This window comes from Mesorhizobium australafricanum (assembly GCF_033977265.1).
Lineage (GTDB): Bacteria > Pseudomonadota > Alphaproteobacteria > Rhizobiales > Rhizobiaceae > Mesorhizobium > Mesorhizobium australafricanum.
Window position 1 is genome coordinate 273,695 of record NZ_JAVIIT010000007.1, and the last position, 15,945, is coordinate 289,639.

Consider the following 15,945-nt stretch of genomic DNA (forward strand, 5'->3'; position numbering starts at 1 on the left):
CAAACGCGAATTTTGGGAAGGTTTGCGACAATGCTGCTGAAGGATGAAGTTGGAATGCTGCAACGCGTTCCCTTGTTCTCTGGCATCGAGCTGGCAAAGCTCAAACTGCTTGCGTTCACATCAGATCGCGTGAGCTACAGCGCCGGGCAGATCCTTTTCCGGCAAGGCGACGAGGGAGACGCCGCCTATGTCATCCTTTCAGGCAGCGCGGATATTCTGGTCGATTCCGACAGCGGGCCGATAAAAGTTGCCGAATTGATGCCAAATTCGATCGTCGGCGAGATCGCCATATTGTGCAACAGCTCCCGCACCGCCACCGTCAGAGCGGCAAGTGATCTGGAGGCCTTGAGAATCCGGAAGGATCATTTCCTGAGGCTTATGAAGGAGTTCCCGGAAATGACCATCGAGATGGTGCGTGTTCTTGCCGATCGGCTAAGCCATACGACCGCGGATCTGATCGACGCACGAACCGCCTAGAGCTACGATGGGCGAAAGCAGTATGGACGACGACTTTTTCCAGATCAGATTCTGGGGCGTGCGCGGCAGCATTGCGGTATCCGGGCCAGAATTCGTTCGCTATGGCGGCAACACAAACTGCATCGAGATGCGATGCGGCAAGCATACGCTTCTGTTCGACGCCGGATCGGGCCTGCGGCCTGCCGGCAGGGCGTTTCAGGCGGCGGATATGACCGATTTCGATCTGCTTTTCACCCATTGCCATTACGATCACATCATCGGGCTGCCGGCTTTTGTGCCGATCTTTGACCCAAGCGTCAAAATTACGGTTTGGTCCGGGCATCTTGCAGGACGCATGACGACCCGGCAGATGATCGATGAGTTCATACGGCCGCCGTGGTTTCCGGTGAAAATGGACGTTTGCAAAGCAAAGCTCGACTGCCGCGATTTCGTGTCTGGAGACGTGCTTCGGCCGCGCGAAGGGGTGGTGGTTCGGACCGGCAGTCTTACCCATCCGGGCGGCTGCATAGGCTACCGCGTCGAATGGGGCGGCCGCGTCGTGGCGGTGATCACGGACACCGAGCACGAGCCGGACAAACTCGATCAGGCGGTGCTCGGCCTGATCGAAGATGCCGACCTCGTCATTTACGATTGCACCTATACCGAGAAGGAAATGGAGCGACGCCGTGGTAACGGGCACTCGACATGGCAGCAGGGCGTCAAGCTCTGTGAGGCGGCCGGTGCGCGGGGGCTCGCGCTGTTTCACCACGATCCGACACGCACCGACGAGCAACTGGACGCGATGGAGAAACTGGCAAAGGACAGGTTTGCCGGCGCATTTGCCGCGCGGGATGGCCAGACGCTCAAATTTCCAGTCTCATTGCACAAAAAGCGCTGAGCTATTTTCCTCTATCTTCTTGTTTTGACGCAATTCCGGACAGAAAACCGCTTACATTTTTCCTGGAATTGCTCTACCGGCGCCGCGCTCGATCAATGTCCTGATCGGAAGCCATGCGCAGGCTTCGGTCTGCGCGGTGACTGTGAACAGCCGTTCGAGGAAAAGCCAGGCCGATTCATCATGCACGAGATGGTGGGTGAGCAGGCCGGCTGGTTCGCCGCCGTCGAATGCGTGCTGCAATTGCGCGATGATAGCTTGAACCAATAGGCCATGATCGCGGCAGCCGCGCGTGCCATGCCAATCCATGATGTCGACATTGCTGTTGATGACCGCTAGCGAAGCCGGCTTCGGCGGCCCAAAGACCGACAATGCCGCAAATCCTATCGACCCAAGGTCGGATACCAAGCCGGCGTCGATCCTGTTCCAAGGTGGCACCAGCATTGGAACGGCACGTGCGCCGTGCAGGCCGGTTACGCGCGACAGCCCGCGAGCCAGGTCATCGAGCACCGCCTCGCGTGGCCGATGCGCGCCGAGTTCCTGCTTTTTCTGATCCTCGGGCGCATGATTTCGGTGCTCCCAGCCATGGATAGCGACCGTGGCATGCGGCGCCCCGTCAAGCCGGGCGGCAAGCTTCTCATCAGTCAGCGCCGGAATAACGGCCAGAGTGACTGGAACCGCGAATTCACCGGTGAGGTCGAGCAGCCGATCAAGCGCAGTCGTCGGATTGACGGCGTCATCATCGCGCAGCCAGAACTCTGTCTGCCGCCCCGCCCGTTGCCAGCAGGCCAGTTCTTCCACCAAGGGCTGCCAGATCTGATCGGATGTCATGAAAGCGGGATCTTCGCAAGAAGTTCGGCCAGACGAGCCGCTGCAGCACCCAGGGAACGTTCTTCGAGGATGAAACGCCTTGCTTCTGCGGCCATGATGGTTCTCTCGTCGTTGCGGGCCAGAAGCCTTTCAATGGCAGAAGCGAACGCCGCCACATCGCCCGGCGGGGTGAGAAATCCGGTCTGGCCGTTCTGCACGACCTCCGGCACGCCGGCGATGTCCTGAGCCACCACCGGAAGGCCGGCGGCCTGTGCTTCAAGATAGGCAACGCCATAGGCCTCGCCGAAACCCGGCCAGACGTAAATTCCCCCACCGTAGAGGACATTCGGCACTGCGGCTGGCTCAATCGCGCCAAGCCATTCGATACGGTCGGCCGGCAAGCCGGCGAATTGCGCTTTGACCTCTTCACGAGCGGGCCCGTCCCCGACGACCGACAAGGTCCAGGGCAGGTGGCCGATCGGACCGAGCGCTTGCGCCAGCATGCGATAGCTGTCGACTTTGTCGCCCGGGCGCATCATCGCGACGGTAACGAGGCGCGTCGGGCAACCGCGTGCCGGCATTTCCCGGAATACCGATGTGTCGATGAAGGGTGAGAGCATGCCGAGAGCGGCATTGGGAATTGCGTTTGTCAGTCCCTGACGATCCCGTTGCGTGAAGCAGATATTCAGCGCCGCCTGTTCGACGGCTCGCGCCACCAACGCTTGTGTATCAGCCCACAAACCGGCGTTGCGCCGCCTCGAATATGAAGCTTCCGCTGTCACATAGGGGACAGCAAAGGCCGACGCGAGGCCGGGCCCGATCAGGTCGGGCGCCTTGTAATAGGGATGATAGGAGAACCAGATATCGGGCTTGCCGTCACGGTCCCAAAGCCTTGTAAGCCGCGCGGCTTCCTCTCGGGCCTCGATCTTGAGCGCATCGAAACATTTCGACTCCGGTTCGCGTAAATAGAAGCGTAATTCGGATGCCAGTTCGACGCTATGCCCTCCATGCTTCAGTGCCTTGACCAGCGCCCGTGCCATCTGGCGGTCGCCGGAGGCAACGGGATGATTGGGTGACTTCAGCGGCGCGTAGAAGGCAATTCGCATCGCCGGACCCTATCATCGGAAAGCCGGGGCAAGTCAATTTCGACGCACGATCGACTTCACCTTCAAGCAGTGGAATGTGCTATCTCATGCTCATGGAAACAGCTGCCGCGTCCGATCCGTTTGTCGCTTCCCTGCCGGTCTTCGCAAAGTTCGAAAGCGTTGCCGATATCGACAACTACAGACCGCTCCCCGATGGCTGGGCGCTGGCCGCCGCAGACATTGTCGGCTCGACCAAGGCGATCGAGGCCGGGCGCTATAAAACCGTCAATATGGCAGGCGCCAGCGTCATTTCGGCGCTGCTGAATGCGCTGGGTCGGCAAGACCTTCCCTTTGTGTTCGGCGGCGACGGCGCGCTAGTGGCGTTTCCAGGCTCGGCGCTGGAGATCACGCGCAACGCGCTGGCGGCTGTCCAGAGATGGGTGGCGGACGAACTGGACCTGACCTTGCGTGCCGCAATCGTGCCGATAAAGGATATAAGAGCGCAAGGCCTCGACGTTCGCGTGGCGAGGTTCCAAGCCTCCGAAGCGGTCTTCTATGCCATGTTCGCCGGCGGTGGCGGCAGTTGGGCGGAAGCCGAGATGAAAGCGGGGCGCTACCGCATCGATCCTGCGCCGGCTGGCGCGCGGCCGGATCTGACCGGTCTCTCCTGCCGCTGGAACCCGATCGAAGCCCGGCATGGCGAAATCGTCTCGATTATAGCAATACCGGGTGCCTCGCGCGACTCGCGCGGTTTTCAGATTCTGGTTTCCGATATCATCGCCCTTGCCAGCAGGCAGGAACGTGATGGCCACCCGGTGCCGGTGGACGGTCCGAGCTACAGTTTGCTGCCCGCCGGCCTCGATATCGAGGCGCGGGCCACGGCGCCGGCAGGACGGCGGTGGCTGTCGAAGCTGTGGGTAGTTTTCCTGATGACGCTTACGGCTGTCACCGATAAATTTGGCTGGACGATCGGCAGTTTCGACCCGAAGATCTATAAACGCGATGTGGCCAGCAATTCCGATTTCCGGAAGTTCGACGACGGCTTGAAGATGACCATCGACGTTGACGCGGATGTGTTGCAACGGATCGAGAACCGCCTGAAACAGGCGGAAGAGGCAGGCATCTGCAACTATGGCCTGCACCGCCAGAAATCGGCCTTGATGACATGCCTCGTCGCCTCGCCGCTGCAGCGCGATCACGTTCATTTCATCGATGGCGCCGCCGGCGGCTATGCGATGGCTGCCGCAGGCCTGAAGGCGAAGGTGCCGGTCTGACGACGGCTTGCGGAAATCGATTTTCCGCATAATGTCTCGGGATTCTTGGGGCCGGGTGAGCCTCGCCATGGATGCGGACGGCCTGTCCGAATTAAGGGAAAGCAGATTTTTGGACGCCTCGCGATCGACATATGACCGTCTTCTGAACCGGATTTCGACGCGAGCCGCGCAAGTCGGCGTGATCGGACTGGGCTATGTCGGGTTGCCGCTGGCGGTTGCGATCGCACGCGCCGGCTTCCCGGTTTTTGGCTTCGACATCGAAGCGCAGAAGGTCGAGAGCCTGAACAGCGGCCAATCCTACATTGAGGCGGTGACGTCTACAGCCCTTGCCGGCCAGGTGGCGAGCGGACGGTTCCGCGCCACTGCGGATTTTGCCGAACTGGCCGTCTGCGATGTCATCATCATCTGCGTTCCGACGCCGCTGACGAAAAACCGTGAGCCGGACCTCTCCTTTGTCAGGAACACGGCGGGCACCATCGCGAAGCATCTGCGTCTCGGCCAGCTGATCGTGCTGGAATCGACCACCTATCCAGGCACCACCGACGACGTGATCAAGCCCATACTGGAAGAAACCGGCTTGCAATCGAAGATAGACTTCTTCCTCGGCTTCTCGCCCGAACGCGAGGATCCCGGGAACCGCAGCTTTGAAGTCGCGACGATCCCCAAGGTTGTGGCAGGCGACGGCATTGAAGCGGCGACGCTCGTGCAGGCCTTCTACCAGGGCGTGGTCAACACCGTCGTTCCGGTCTCCACCACGGCGACCGCCGAGGCGGTCAAGCTGACGGAAAACATCTTCCGCTCGGTCAACATAGCCCTGGTCAACGAGTTGAAGGTCGTGCTCGGTGCGATGGGCATCGACGTCTGGGAGGTGATCGAGGCGGCAAAGAGCAAGCCTTTCGGCTACATGCCTTTCTATCCCGGCCCCGGACTTGGCGGGCACTGCGTTCCGATCGATCCCTTCTACCTGACGTGGAAGGCGCGCGAATACGAACTGCCGACCCGCTTCATCGAGCTGGCGGCAGAGATCAATACGGCCATGCCGCGTCATGTGGTCGATGAACTGGCGAAGGCGCTGGACCGGCGCTGCGGCAAGGCGCTCAGCCGCTCGCGTATTCTCATCATCGGGCTCGCCTACAAGAAAAATGTGCCCGACATCCGCGAAAGCCCTTCATTGCGGCTCATTGAACTCATCGAGGAATGGGGCGGCAGGGCGGAATTCCACGATCCGCATGTAACCGAGATCCCGACCACACGGGAGCACATGGCGATCAAGGGGCGTCGCTCGGTCGAATTGACCGAGGCGGCCTTGAAGGATTTCGATGCTGTCCTCGTTGCAACCGACCACGACGCGATCGACTATCAGGCGATCGCCGATCACGCTCTTCTGATCGTCGACACACGCAATGTTTTTGGCCGCCTCGGGCTAGCCCGTAAGACGGTGGTGAAGGCGTGACGGCGTCCGAGCCGGTGAATTTCTTGCCCGATGTCAGGATCGAGATTGCACTCCGCCGGCAGCCTCGCCACATAATGCCGCAGGACATAGATGCGGTTAGGCCTGTTCCTTGGCCGCAAGGATAGTCAACCGGGAAAATTCTTCGCCGCTTTTGCCGCCGAAGCGGGCCTTGTTGACTCAATGCATGTCGCCCAGAAGTGTGCAGCGGTTCTGGGACAACGACATGCATCAAAACAAAGACCTAAAGCGCGTCGCCTGAATCCGGTTCAGCGCGACGCGCTTTAGGCGGTCTTACCTTTGGGTCGTTGGCGGACTGTGTTATGGCGGATCAAAGGATAACGGCTCCGTCTTTGATGGGTTTCGAGATAGTATGAGCACAGCGCAAGCAGAAATTTCCACCATTCTCATGGATAAGGTTGCCGATTGGCTGAACCAATCGGCGCTGGCGGGCAACGACCTTGAGACATTAATAAAAGGCTTTTGCGAACGGCTGGCTGCTGCCGGCCTGCCGCTGAAGCGGGTGCATCTGAGCTTTTCGATGCTTCATCCGCTTTATGACGCGCTTGGCTTCACCTGGTTCCGCGGCCAGGGCATGGAAGTGGAAGGCTTCCGCAAAAAAGCCGGCGTTCCGTCTGACAGATTCCTGACCAGCCCCTATTACCATCTGCTCAGCAATCAGCTCGACCATCTGCGACGCCGGCTCGACCCGTCGGTGCCGTCGGAGTTTCCTGTTTTCGATGAACTCCGGCTTATGGGTGTCACCGACTACATGGCTTTCGTTCTTCCCTTCAGCGGCAACACCAGTCAGGGCATGATGGGATCCTGGTCCACCGACAGTGCCGCAGGCTTCAGCGACAGCATGATTTCGGCGCTGCTGCGTCTCCAGAGCCATCTCGCCATCGCAACCAAGATGGCGGTGCTCACCAAGCTCGCCGACAACATGATGACCACTTATCTCGGGGGCGACGCCGGCAGGCGCGTGCTTGACGGTCAGATCAAGCGCGGCGAGGGCGATACAATCCGGGCCGCATTGGTCATGGGCGATATGCGCGGGTCGTCAAAGCTTGCCGAAACCGCCGGGCGAGAAACCTATATCGATACGCTGAACCAGTTTTTCGACGCCGTTGCCGCACCTTTCAATCGCAAAGGCGGGCAGATCATGAGTTTCATAGGAGATGGCTTCATTGCCGTCTACCCTTGCGAAAGGCACCGCTCGCAGTCCGAGGTCGCATGTCAAGCCGCTCTTGCGGCAGCGCACAAGGCCACCGCGCGCATGACGGAACTCAATGTGCAAAGAAAGGAAAAGGGGTTGTCCGACATAAAATTCGGCATCGGCCTGCATGTCGGCAACGTGATGTTCGGAAATGTCGGGCTTACCGACCGGCTCACATTCTCTGTCTTCGGATCGGCTGTAAACGAGGTCCAGCGCCTCCAGACCCTGACCAAGAAATATCCGCACAGCGTTCTGGCCAGCAAGGACTTCGCCAGCTATTGCGGCGCTAACAACTGGCTGACGCTCGGCAACGAGGAACTGGCGGGCATCAAGAAGCTGACGGTTCTTTCACCCGATCTGTCGGGTGCTCTCGCACTCGATGAAGACGGTGCGCTGGAGCCGATTTACGACCGAAGATCCGACGCCGAGCAGGTCATGCTGCTTCACCGCGATACCGCGCGGCTGTCGACCGGCGACCCGAGGAAGCTTCAGTAAAATCCGAACGCCTTCGGTAGGCAGTCCGGTCGCCGGTTCCGCCACTGGCCACCGTTTCGAATCCAAGTTGCTCTAAACTGGCAATGCGCTAGTCTCACGTTCTGGACTGCCAGAGTGGGGCTGGTGTGGAATGAATTCGGGTGTTGATCTGCTGCGGATCGAAGATGTTGGCATCTCTTTTGCCATCATCGGCGGACCGTTGCATGCCGTCAGGCGCGCAAATCTTCGAGTCCTGCCCGGCAAGGTTACCGCGCTTGTGGGCGAGTCAGGTTCCGGAAAATCGGTTCTCAGCCAGGCAGTGATGGGCATTTTGCCGGGCTCGGCCCATGTTCGCGGCCGTATCCTGTTTTCCGATCCTGAAAAGCCCGGCACGACGCAGGATATCCTGAAGATGCCGCGTGATGGACCCGAAATCCGGGCGTTGAGAGGCAGCCGCATCGGAAAGATCTTTCAGGAGCCGATGACATCGCTGTCACCGCTGCACACGATCGGCAACCAGGTCAGCGAATCCCTGCAGATTCATACGCCCATGGCTCGGGCGGAGCGCAAGGCACGGACCGAGGAGATGCTCAGCCTTGTCGGCTTTCCCAATCCCAAGCGCGCCTATGATATGTATCCCTTTGAACTTTCAGGAGGATTGCGTCAGCGCGCCATGATCGCCATGGCGCTTATCTGCCGGCCTGCCCTGCTGATCGCCGACGAGCCGACGACGGCGCTGGACGTCACCATCCAGGCGCAAATCCTGCAATTGCTGCGCGGGCTTCAGACCAAGCTGAACATGGCGATGCTGCTGATCACCCACGACCTCGGCGTGGTCGCCAATGTCGCCGACGAGGTGGTGGTCATCTACCACGGCGAGATCATGGAAGCGGGGCCTGTCGAGGCGATATTCCGCCGGCCGGGTCATCCTTACCTGAAGGGCCTGATGGCAGCCGTTCCGCATTTCGAGCTGAAGCCTGGCGAAAGGCTAAAGGCGCTCCGCGAGGTGCCGGTGAATGTCGAGAATCTGCTCGGCAAGCAGACGGCGCCGGCGTCGAAGGGGCCGGACGACATCCTGCTGTCGGTCAGGGATCTGAAAAAGACCTTCACCATCCGCAAGTCCGGATGGTTCGGCGGCGATCATCAGACCTCTGTTCGCGCCGTGGACGGCGTGAGCTTCGATATCAGGCGGGGTGAGTGCCTGGGTCTGGTCGGCGAAAGCGGCTCCGGCAAAACCACCGTCAGCAAGATCCTCATGCGGGCTGTCACACCTAGCGGTGGCTCTGTGATCTTCAACGGCCGCGATGGACCGATCGACGTCTTGGAAGGCGAGGGAGACGCCCTGCGCATGCTGCGCGCGAAAATCCAGATGGTCTTCCAGGACCCGGTTTCGTCGCTTTCACCTCGCATGACGGTGGAGAACATCTTAAGCGAGCCGCTGGAAATCCATCAACGTGGCAATGCCGCATCCAGACTCGCCACGGTCAAGAGCCTGATGCAGGCAATCGGGCTCGATCCGCGCTTCATCAAGCGTTATCCGCACAGTTTCTCCGGCGGGCAGCGTCAGCGTATCGGCATCGCGCGCGCGTTGGCGCTGGGGCCTGAACTCCTGATCTGCGACGAGCCGGTTTCGGCGCTCGATGTTTCTGTCCAGGCGCAGATCCTGAACCTTCTGAAGGACCTGCAAAAGGAGCTGGGCCTGACCTACCTGTTCATATCGCACAACCTGGCGGTGGTGGACTACATGGCAGACCGCATCGCGGTGATGTGCGGCGGGCGGATCGTCGAGCTTGCGCCGCGCGAAATTCTGCTAAGGAAACCGGTCCACCCCTACACGCGCTCACTGGTCGCCGCGGTACCTTTCCCAGATCTCGACAGGCCGATGGATTTCAAGACATTGAAGCTCAGCGGCGCTTCGGACACCAGCGCATGGGGACCGCAATTCCGCGACGAAGGCGACGAGGATATGCTGTCGCCGCTCGATCTTGGCGGCGGCCACCTCGTTCTGGCCCGACGCTCGGCCAATGTCAGCGAGCTACGCCATTGATCAGCCGGCGCACCGTCCTTGGCCTCATGGCTTCCGCATTTCTGCCGAGCACGTTGCGCGCCGGCGGTCTGGAGCCGGAGTTTCTTCAGCCGCGGTTGAAGGCCTTGGCGCTGCCGGCACTCGCCGAACGCCTGCCCAAGAGCCCGCGGGTGCTCAATCTCGCCGCGATGGGCCGGCAGCCCGGCCAGTATGGCGGCACGCTGCGCACGATCATCGGCAGCCAGAAAGATATCCGAATGATGACGATCTACGGATATGCTCGCCTGGTCGGCTATGACGAAAAGCTTAACCTGCAACCCGACATTCTCGAAAGCTTCGACGTGGCGGATGACCGCGTCTTCACTTTCAAGATACGGGAAGGACATAAATGGTCTGATGGCAGCCTGCTGACGCCGGAGGATTTTCGCTATTGCTGGGAAGATGTCTGGCTGAACGATGAGCTTACGCAAGGCGGGCTCGCCCCGACCTTGCTGGCGGGCGGCAAGCCGCCACGCTTCGAGATCGTCGATCCGTTGACGGTCCGCTATAGTTGGGATGCGCCCAATCCCGACTTCCTGCCCAAGCTCGCTGCCGCTTCGCCGCTATCGCTTGTTCTGCCGGCCGCCTATCTCAAGCAGTTCCACAAGAAATACCAGGATCCATTCCGGCTCGCCGGCCTAATGGAGGAGAACCGGGCCAAGAAATGGACGCTCCTGCATATCCGCATGTCGCGGCAGTATCGCCCGGAGAACCCGGAGCTGCCGACGCTCGATCCCTGGCAGAACCGGACCAAGCCGCCGGCCGAGCAGTTCGTCTTCGAGCGGAACCCGTTCTTTCATCGAATAGACGAGAATGGCCGGCAACTGCCCTATGTTGACCGGGTAGTCATGAATGTCAGCTCGTCGGCGATCATTTCCGCCAAGACCGGTGCGGGTGAGAGCGACCTGCAATGCATGGGAATTGACTTTGCCGACTACTCGTTCCTGAAGGATGCGGAGAAGCGTTACCCGGTGAAGATGCATCTCTGGAAACGCACACAGGGTTCGCGGCTGGCGCTGCTGCCCAATCTGAATTGTGCCGACCAGGTGTGGCGTGGCCTTTTTCGTGACGTGCGTGTGCGTCGCGCACTTTCGCTCGCTGTGGACAGGCGCGAGATCAATCTGGCCGTGTTCTACGGATTGGCGCAGGAAAGTGCCGATACGGTCCTGCCGGAGAGCCCGCTCTACCGGCCGGAATTCGCGAAAGCCTGGGTCGCCCATGATCCCGACCAGGCCAACGCCCTGCTCGACGAGGTCGGGCTTCAGACGCGTGACGATGACGGCCTGCGGATACTTTCCGACGGACGCCCGGCGCAAATCATAGTGGAAACGGCCGGCGAAAGCACGCTGGAAACCGACGCGCTCGAACTCATCACCGATCACTGGCGCCAGATCGGCATCGCCCTGTTCGTCCGGACGTCGCAGCGCGACATCTTCCGCAGCCGCGCGCTTGGCGGCCAGATCATGATGTCGATATGGTCGGGCATCGACAATGGCGTGCCGACCGCCGACATGAATCCGTACCAGTTGGCCCCCACCATCGACGACCAGCTGCAATGGCCGCTCTGGGGTGCTCACTATCTGTCTCATGGTACGGCCGGTGAGGCGCCCGATCTTCCGCCTGTGGTCGAGTTGATGGCCTTGCTCAAGCGCTGGAACGCATCGACCGAGGCCACGGAGCGCGCCGAAATCTGGAATTCAATGCTGTCGATCTACACCGATCAGGTGTTTTCGATCGGCACGGTGAACGGAACGCATCAGCCGGTTCTGGCATCCTCGCGGCTGCGCAATCTGCCTGACAAGGCGCTCTACGGCTACGACCCGACCGCCTATTTCGGTGTCTACATGCCGGATACATTCTGGCTTGGAGAGTCCTGAGCGTGCTTCGATACATTGTCTGGCGCATTGCCGTGATGGTTCCAACGCTGCTGATCATATCGGCGCTGGTGTTCACGATCATCGAGCTTCCCCCAGGCGACTATTTCGACAGCTATGTTTCCGAGCTTCGGGCACAGGGCGAAGCGGTGGATTCCGATCGCATCGAGATGATGCGCAAGGAGTATGGTTTCGACAAGCCGCCGGTCATTCGCTACTTCTACTGGGTCGGCGGGATGCTGCATGGCGATTTCGGCTATTCGTTCGAGTATGAGCTGCCGGTTCGCGACGTCATCGGGGACCGAATGTGGCTGACCGTGCTGGTTTCCTTCGTCACGATCATCGTCACCTGGCTCATCGCCTTTCCGATCGGCATGTACTCAGCCACCCATCAATACAGCTGGGGCGACTACGGCCTGACTTTCTTCGGCCTTCTCGGCCTTGCCATTCCGAATTTCATGCTGGCGCTGATCCTGATGTATTTCGCCAACATCTGGTTCGGCACGTCCATCGGCCATCTCATGGACCAGCAATATCTCAGCGAGCCGATGAGCTGGGCCAAGGCGAAGTCGATCCTCGCGCATCTCTGGATCCCGGTCTTGATCATCGGCACCGGAGGCACGGCAAGCATGATCCGGCGGCTGCGCGCCAATCTGCTCGATGAGCTTCACAAGCAATATGTCGTGACCGCACGCGCCAAGGGCCTTCATCCCTTCAAGGCGCTGGTCAAATATCCGCTGCGCATGGCGCTCAATTTCTTCATTTCCGACATTGGCTCCATCCTGCCGGCCATCATCTCCGGCGCCGAAATCACCGCGATAGTGCTTTCCTTGGAAACGACCGGACCGATGCTGATCAGGGCGCTGCAAAGCCAGGATATGTATCTGGCAGGGTCGTTCCTGATGTTCCTCGCCTTCCTGACGGTCATCGGTGTCCTGATTTCCGACCTAGCGCTGGCGCTGCTTGATCCGCGAATTCGTTTGCAGGGCGGCAGCACCAAATGAACACGCAATCGCCGCTGCCCGCTCCGGGTGCTCCACTGCAACACTACGTTTCCATCGCGCCCTTTGACCTGCAGTCGGTCGAGGCGATGACGCCCGAGCAGTCGAAGGTGTTTCAGGCGTCGCAGTTGCGGCTGATGTGGTGGAAATTCCGACGGCACCGGCTTGCCCTCATATCCGGCATATTCCTGGCAGCGCTCTATTTCGGGATACTGATCTGCGAGTTCCTGGCGCCATACAATCTGCACACGCGCAACATGGACTACATCTATTCGCCGCCGCAGCGGGTGCACCTGTTCCACAACGGCCAGTTCATCGGGCCGTTCGTCTATGGCCGCCGGATGACGCTGGATATGGACACGCTCAAGCGGAACTACATCGACAAACAGGATGATGTTCAGCGCATCCGTTTCTTCTGCAAGGGCGACAGCTACCGGTTCTGGAGCCTGATCGAAGGTGACAGGCATTTTGTCTGCCCTGCCGAAAACGGCCAGCTCTTTCTGGCCGGCACTGACAGGCTGGGGCGCGACGTGTTCTCGCGCATCATCTATGGCGCGCGCATTTCACTGACAATCGGCCTCGTCGGCATCAGTTTCAGCTTCCTGCTCGGCATCGTCATCGGCGGACTGGCCGGCTATCACGGCGGTGTCTTCGACCTGATCGTTCAACGGATAATCGAAGTTCTGCAATCGATCCCCAGCATTCCGCTATGGCTGGCTCTGGCGGCGATCATGCCGATAACCTGGAGTCCGATCCTGATCTATTTCGGCATCACCGTCATCCTCGGGCTGCTCCACTGGACCGGACTGGCGCGGGCCGTGCGTTCAAAGCTTCTGGCCTTGCGCGAGGAGGATTACGTTCTGGCCGCGCAATTGATGGGCGCCAGCAGCAGCCGCATTATCCGGCGGCACCTCATTCCCGGCTTCATGTCGCATCTGATCGCGACGGCGACGATCTCCATCCCCGGCATGATCCTGGGCGAGACGGCGCTGAGCTTCCTCGGGCTCGGCCTGAGGGCGCCGACTACCAGCTGGGGCATCCTGCTCACCGAGGCGCGCAGCGTCAGCGTGATCGCGTTCTATCCGTGGCTGCTTTTGCCGATGCTTCCCGTCATTCTCGTCATCTTGGCGTTCAACTTCCTCGGCGACGGCTTGCGGGACGCCGCAGACCCTTACAAGTAACATCGCTATTGCGCCGCGCGCCGGGCCGACTCCACCCGGTATGATCCTTGCCGGCAGCCTGTTCGGTTGTTGCAGCGTTCATCGTTCGCCTCTATATGCGGCGACGCTCGATCGCGTTTAATACGTCATCGCCAATTTCGCGGACTGGTTCAGGACATACGATCGCATATGAGTCGCCTCGACAGTTTCATCCGCAGGATGACGGCACAGCGCGACATTCTCGATCAAGTCTGCGCGGAGGTGGCGAAGATTGAAGGCCCGGTGCTCGAGCTCGGCCTCGGCAACGGCCGGACGTTCCACCATCTGCGCGAGCGCCTGCCCGGACGCCGGATCGTGGCGTTCGACCGCGCGCTTGCCGCGCACGCCAGTTCAATTCCCGAAGCTGAAAACCTCGTGCTCGGCGAAATACGCGAGACGGCTCGCAGGTTCATCGGCATCGACGCCGCTCTTGTCCATGCCGACATCGGCACCGGCTATGAAGATCGCGATGCAGTGACCTCCACCTGGCTTCCCGATCTGACCGCGCGCCTGCTTCGCGTCGGCGGGATCGCGGTCAGCGGCACGCCGCTCGATCACCCGCAGTTGCAACGCCTGCCGTCGCCGCCTTCGGTGCCCGCCGATCGTTATTTTATCTGTAGGCGCGTGTGAGGGTCCGAGACTACCCAAATCTTCATGGGCCAAATCTTCAGGGGCCAAATCTTCAGGGGCCAAGTCTTCCGGGGCCAAGCCTTCAGGGGATCGTGTAGACTGCTATCTCGCGCTCGATGCCGCGCAGCGAGACCTCGTGGGGCACGGGCGTCAGCGCGTTCCTGTGCAACAGATCGGCGGTGAGATTGTCGTCGACCACCGCACGAGTGGCGAAGATCGCCTGTGCGTTGGCAAGGTTCTGCACCCGCGAAGCAATGTTGACCGTCTGGCCGAAATAGTCCTGTCGCTCGTTCATCGACACGGCAATGCAGGGGCCGGTGTGGACTCCGATCTTGAGCAGCAGGTCCTCGCGCCCGCTCTTGTCGTTGAGCGCGCGCATGGCATCGCGCATCCTGAGGGCCGCGGCAATCGCGCGATCAGGCGTCGCGAAAGTCGCCATCACCGCATCGCCGATCGTCTTCACCACCGCGCCTGCCTCCGCCGCGACGATCTCGTGCAGAACCTGGAAATGCGCGCGCACGAGATCGAAGGCCGAAAGGTCGCCTACGCGCTCGTAAAGCGCGGTCGATCCGCGCAGGTCGGTGAACAGAAAGGTCAGGCTGGTGATCTTCAGGCGCTGGTTGATGTCGAGCGTATCCGTACGATAGAGGTCGCGGAACGTCTGGCTGGTGAGCAGGCGCTTGGCGGTCAGGAAGGGCCGGCGTTTGCCCAGGAAATCATGCAATGCATGGCCGGCGATGAAGACCGTCGGCAGCACGCGGGTATCGGTCCTGTTTTCCAGCGAAATGCGCAGCGGGCCGGGTTGCATCTCGAGCGTCTGGTTCTGCACATGGTCGCGGTCGAAGACCAAAGAGAGGCTTCGGCGCTCGCTTGTCGGTTCGCCTTTCCCGTCGATGAACTGCGCCGAATGGGTGACCGGCTCGAAGACGATGACGAATTCGGATGGAAGCTGGATAGGCAGAACCGCCTTTTCACCGGGCGCAAGCTCGATATCCTCCAGCAGGAACGCTTCTATCTTTTTCGCGAAATCCTCTTCCGGCAGATCGACGCCGGACCCCCAATAGATCTGACGGAAATATTCCAGCAACGGCAGTTCGTGCGGATTGTGGGCGGCAATCCTGCGCAGGCGGGGACTGACCGTGAATGTCACCTCGACCATCTCGTCGAGGGTCGGCGAATAGTCCTCTGAGCACAGTGCGCAGGTGTATTCGTCCTTTTGCAGGGTTTTCAGCGTGGCGTTGGTGTCAAGCACGCCGCCACAGCCGGGGCATAGAACATTCCATGAAATGTCGAAGATGCCCACACGCGCCGCATGCAGAAAGGCGCTGATGGTGCGTTCCTCGTCGAGGCCATGCCTGCTGGCGAAGGCTGGAGCATTGATGCGGCAAAGTTCGTAGTCCTTGCCCTGCGCGATGGTTCGCTTGATCGCGTCGATTGCCTGTGGGTCGACATCGGTCGATTGCAGCAGAAGCGAGAAGAGGTCCTGAGCGTCGCTCATCGTGCAGGCTCCGGAAAA

General features: G+C 60.4%; 13 protein-coding genes. 10 read left to right on the plus strand and 3 right to left on the minus strand.

Going from position 1 to position 15,945, the window contains the following annotated elements:
• Nucleotides 1–30: 30 nt before the first annotated feature.
• Both RFM98_RS16285 and RFM98_RS16290 read left to right on the plus strand, forming a co-directional pair.
• Nucleotides 31–477, plus strand: coding sequence for a cyclic nucleotide-binding domain-containing protein (locus RFM98_RS16285; RefSeq protein WP_320309819.1), 447 nt, complete (start codon nt 31–33; stop codon nt 475–477).
• A 22-nt stretch (nt 478–499) separates the two neighbouring features.
• Nucleotides 500–1,354, plus strand: a complete 855-nt coding sequence (locus RFM98_RS16290) for an MBL fold metallo-hydrolase (protein WP_320309820.1) — start codon at nt 500–502, stop codon at nt 1,352–1,354.
• A gap of 51 nt (nt 1,355–1,405) precedes the next feature.
• Here RFM98_RS16290 and RFM98_RS16295 read toward each other — a convergent pair whose 3' ends face one another.
• Together RFM98_RS16295 and RFM98_RS16300 are read right to left on the minus strand one after the other, a co-directional pair.
• Complete coding sequence (locus RFM98_RS16295) at nt 1,406–2,182, minus strand: polysaccharide deacetylase family protein (RefSeq protein ID WP_320309821.1); 777 nt, start codon at nt 2,180–2,182, stop codon at nt 1,406–1,408.
• Nucleotides 2,179–3,267 carry a glycosyltransferase family 4 protein gene (locus RFM98_RS16300; RefSeq protein WP_320309822.1) on the minus strand — a complete coding sequence of 363 codons (1,089 nt, stop codon included), beginning with the start codon at nt 3,265–3,267 and terminating at the stop codon, nt 2,179–2,181. Before RFM98_RS16300 ends, RFM98_RS16295 begins: the two co-directional genes overlap by 4 nt.
• A gap of 92 nt (nt 3,268–3,359) precedes the next feature.
• Here RFM98_RS16300 and RFM98_RS16305 point away from each other — a divergent pair, with 92 nt between their 5' ends.
• The 8 genes from RFM98_RS16305 to RFM98_RS16340 all read left to right on the plus strand — a co-directional run bounded on the left by RFM98_RS16305 (nt 3,360) and on the right by RFM98_RS16340 (nt 14,429).
• Nucleotides 3,360–4,520: a DUF3095 domain-containing protein gene (locus RFM98_RS16305; RefSeq protein ID WP_320309885.1), complete on the plus strand. Its 1,161-nt coding sequence runs from the start codon at nt 3,360–3,362 to the stop codon at nt 4,518–4,520.
• A 109-nt stretch (nt 4,521–4,629) separates the two neighbouring features.
• Nucleotides 4,630–5,973, plus strand: a complete 1,344-nt coding sequence (locus tag RFM98_RS16310) for a nucleotide sugar dehydrogenase (RefSeq protein WP_347349892.1) — start codon at nt 4,630–4,632, stop codon at nt 5,971–5,973.
• Between the two features lie 370 nt (nt 5,974–6,343).
• Nucleotides 6,344–7,681, plus strand: coding sequence for an adenylate/guanylate cyclase domain-containing protein (locus tag RFM98_RS16315; protein ID WP_320309824.1), 1,338 nt, complete (start codon nt 6,344–6,346; stop codon nt 7,679–7,681).
• Nucleotides 7,682–7,811: 130 nt separating this feature from the next.
• Nucleotides 7,812–9,707, plus strand: a complete 1,896-nt coding sequence (locus tag RFM98_RS16320; protein WP_320309825.1) for an ABC transporter ATP-binding protein — start codon at nt 7,812–7,814, stop codon at nt 9,705–9,707.
• Complete coding sequence (locus RFM98_RS16325) at nt 9,704–11,602, plus strand: ABC transporter substrate-binding protein (protein ID WP_320309826.1); 1,899 nt, start codon at nt 9,704–9,706, stop codon at nt 11,600–11,602. The genes RFM98_RS16320 and RFM98_RS16325 overlap by 4 nt, the downstream gene beginning before the upstream one ends.
• Before the next feature lie 2 nt (nt 11,603–11,604).
• Nucleotides 11,605–12,603, plus strand: a complete 999-nt coding sequence (locus RFM98_RS16330; protein WP_320309827.1) for an ABC transporter permease — start codon at nt 11,605–11,607, stop codon at nt 12,601–12,603.
• Nucleotides 12,600–13,781 carry an ABC transporter permease gene (locus RFM98_RS16335; RefSeq protein ID WP_320309828.1) on the plus strand — a complete coding sequence of 394 codons (1,182 nt, stop codon included), beginning with the start codon at nt 12,600–12,602 and terminating at the stop codon, nt 13,779–13,781. Before RFM98_RS16330 ends, RFM98_RS16335 begins: the two co-directional genes overlap by 4 nt.
• Before the next feature lie 168 nt (nt 13,782–13,949).
• Complete coding sequence (locus RFM98_RS16340) at nt 13,950–14,429, plus strand: class I SAM-dependent methyltransferase (RefSeq protein WP_320309829.1); 480 nt, start codon at nt 13,950–13,952, stop codon at nt 14,427–14,429.
• 82 nt (nt 14,430–14,511) lie between these two features.
• Here RFM98_RS16340 and RFM98_RS16345 read toward each other — a convergent pair whose 3' ends face one another.
• Nucleotides 14,512–15,927 carry an adenylate/guanylate cyclase domain-containing protein gene (locus RFM98_RS16345; protein WP_320309830.1) on the minus strand — a complete coding sequence of 472 codons (1,416 nt, stop codon included), beginning with the start codon at nt 15,925–15,927 and terminating at the stop codon, nt 14,512–14,514.
• Nucleotides 15,928–15,945 lie beyond the last annotated feature (18 nt).

Excerpts from the sequence above, each read along its gene's own strand:
- RFM98_RS16285 (WP_320309819.1), top strand. The coding sequence starts at position 31 with ATGCTGCTGAAGGATGAAGTTGGAATGCTGCAACGCGTTCCCTTGTTC.
- RFM98_RS16290 (WP_320309820.1), top strand. The coding sequence starts at position 500 with ATGGACGACGACTTTTTCCAGATCAGATTCTGGGGCGTGCGCGGCAGC.
- RFM98_RS16295 (WP_320309821.1), bottom strand. The coding sequence starts at position 2,182 with ATGACATCCGATCAGATCTGGCAGCCCTTGGTGGAAGAACTGGCCTGC.
- RFM98_RS16300 (WP_320309822.1), bottom strand. The coding sequence starts at position 3,267 with ATGCGAATTGCCTTCTACGCGCCGCTGAAGTCACCCAATCATCCCGTT.
- RFM98_RS16305 (WP_320309885.1), top strand. The coding sequence starts at position 3,360 with ATGGAAACAGCTGCCGCGTCCGATCCGTTTGTCGCTTCCCTGCCGGTC.
- RFM98_RS16315 (WP_320309824.1), top strand. The coding sequence starts at position 6,344 with ATGAGCACAGCGCAAGCAGAAATTTCCACCATTCTCATGGATAAGGTT.
- RFM98_RS16320 (WP_320309825.1), top strand. The coding sequence starts at position 7,812 with ATGAATTCGGGTGTTGATCTGCTGCGGATCGAAGATGTTGGCATCTCT.
- RFM98_RS16335 (WP_320309828.1), top strand. The coding sequence starts at position 12,600 with ATGAACACGCAATCGCCGCTGCCCGCTCCGGGTGCTCCACTGCAACAC.
- RFM98_RS16340 (WP_320309829.1), top strand. The coding sequence starts at position 13,950 with ATGAGTCGCCTCGACAGTTTCATCCGCAGGATGACGGCACAGCGCGAC.
- RFM98_RS16345 (WP_320309830.1), bottom strand. The coding sequence starts at position 15,927 with ATGAGCGACGCTCAGGACCTCTTCTCGCTTCTGCTGCAATCGACCGAT.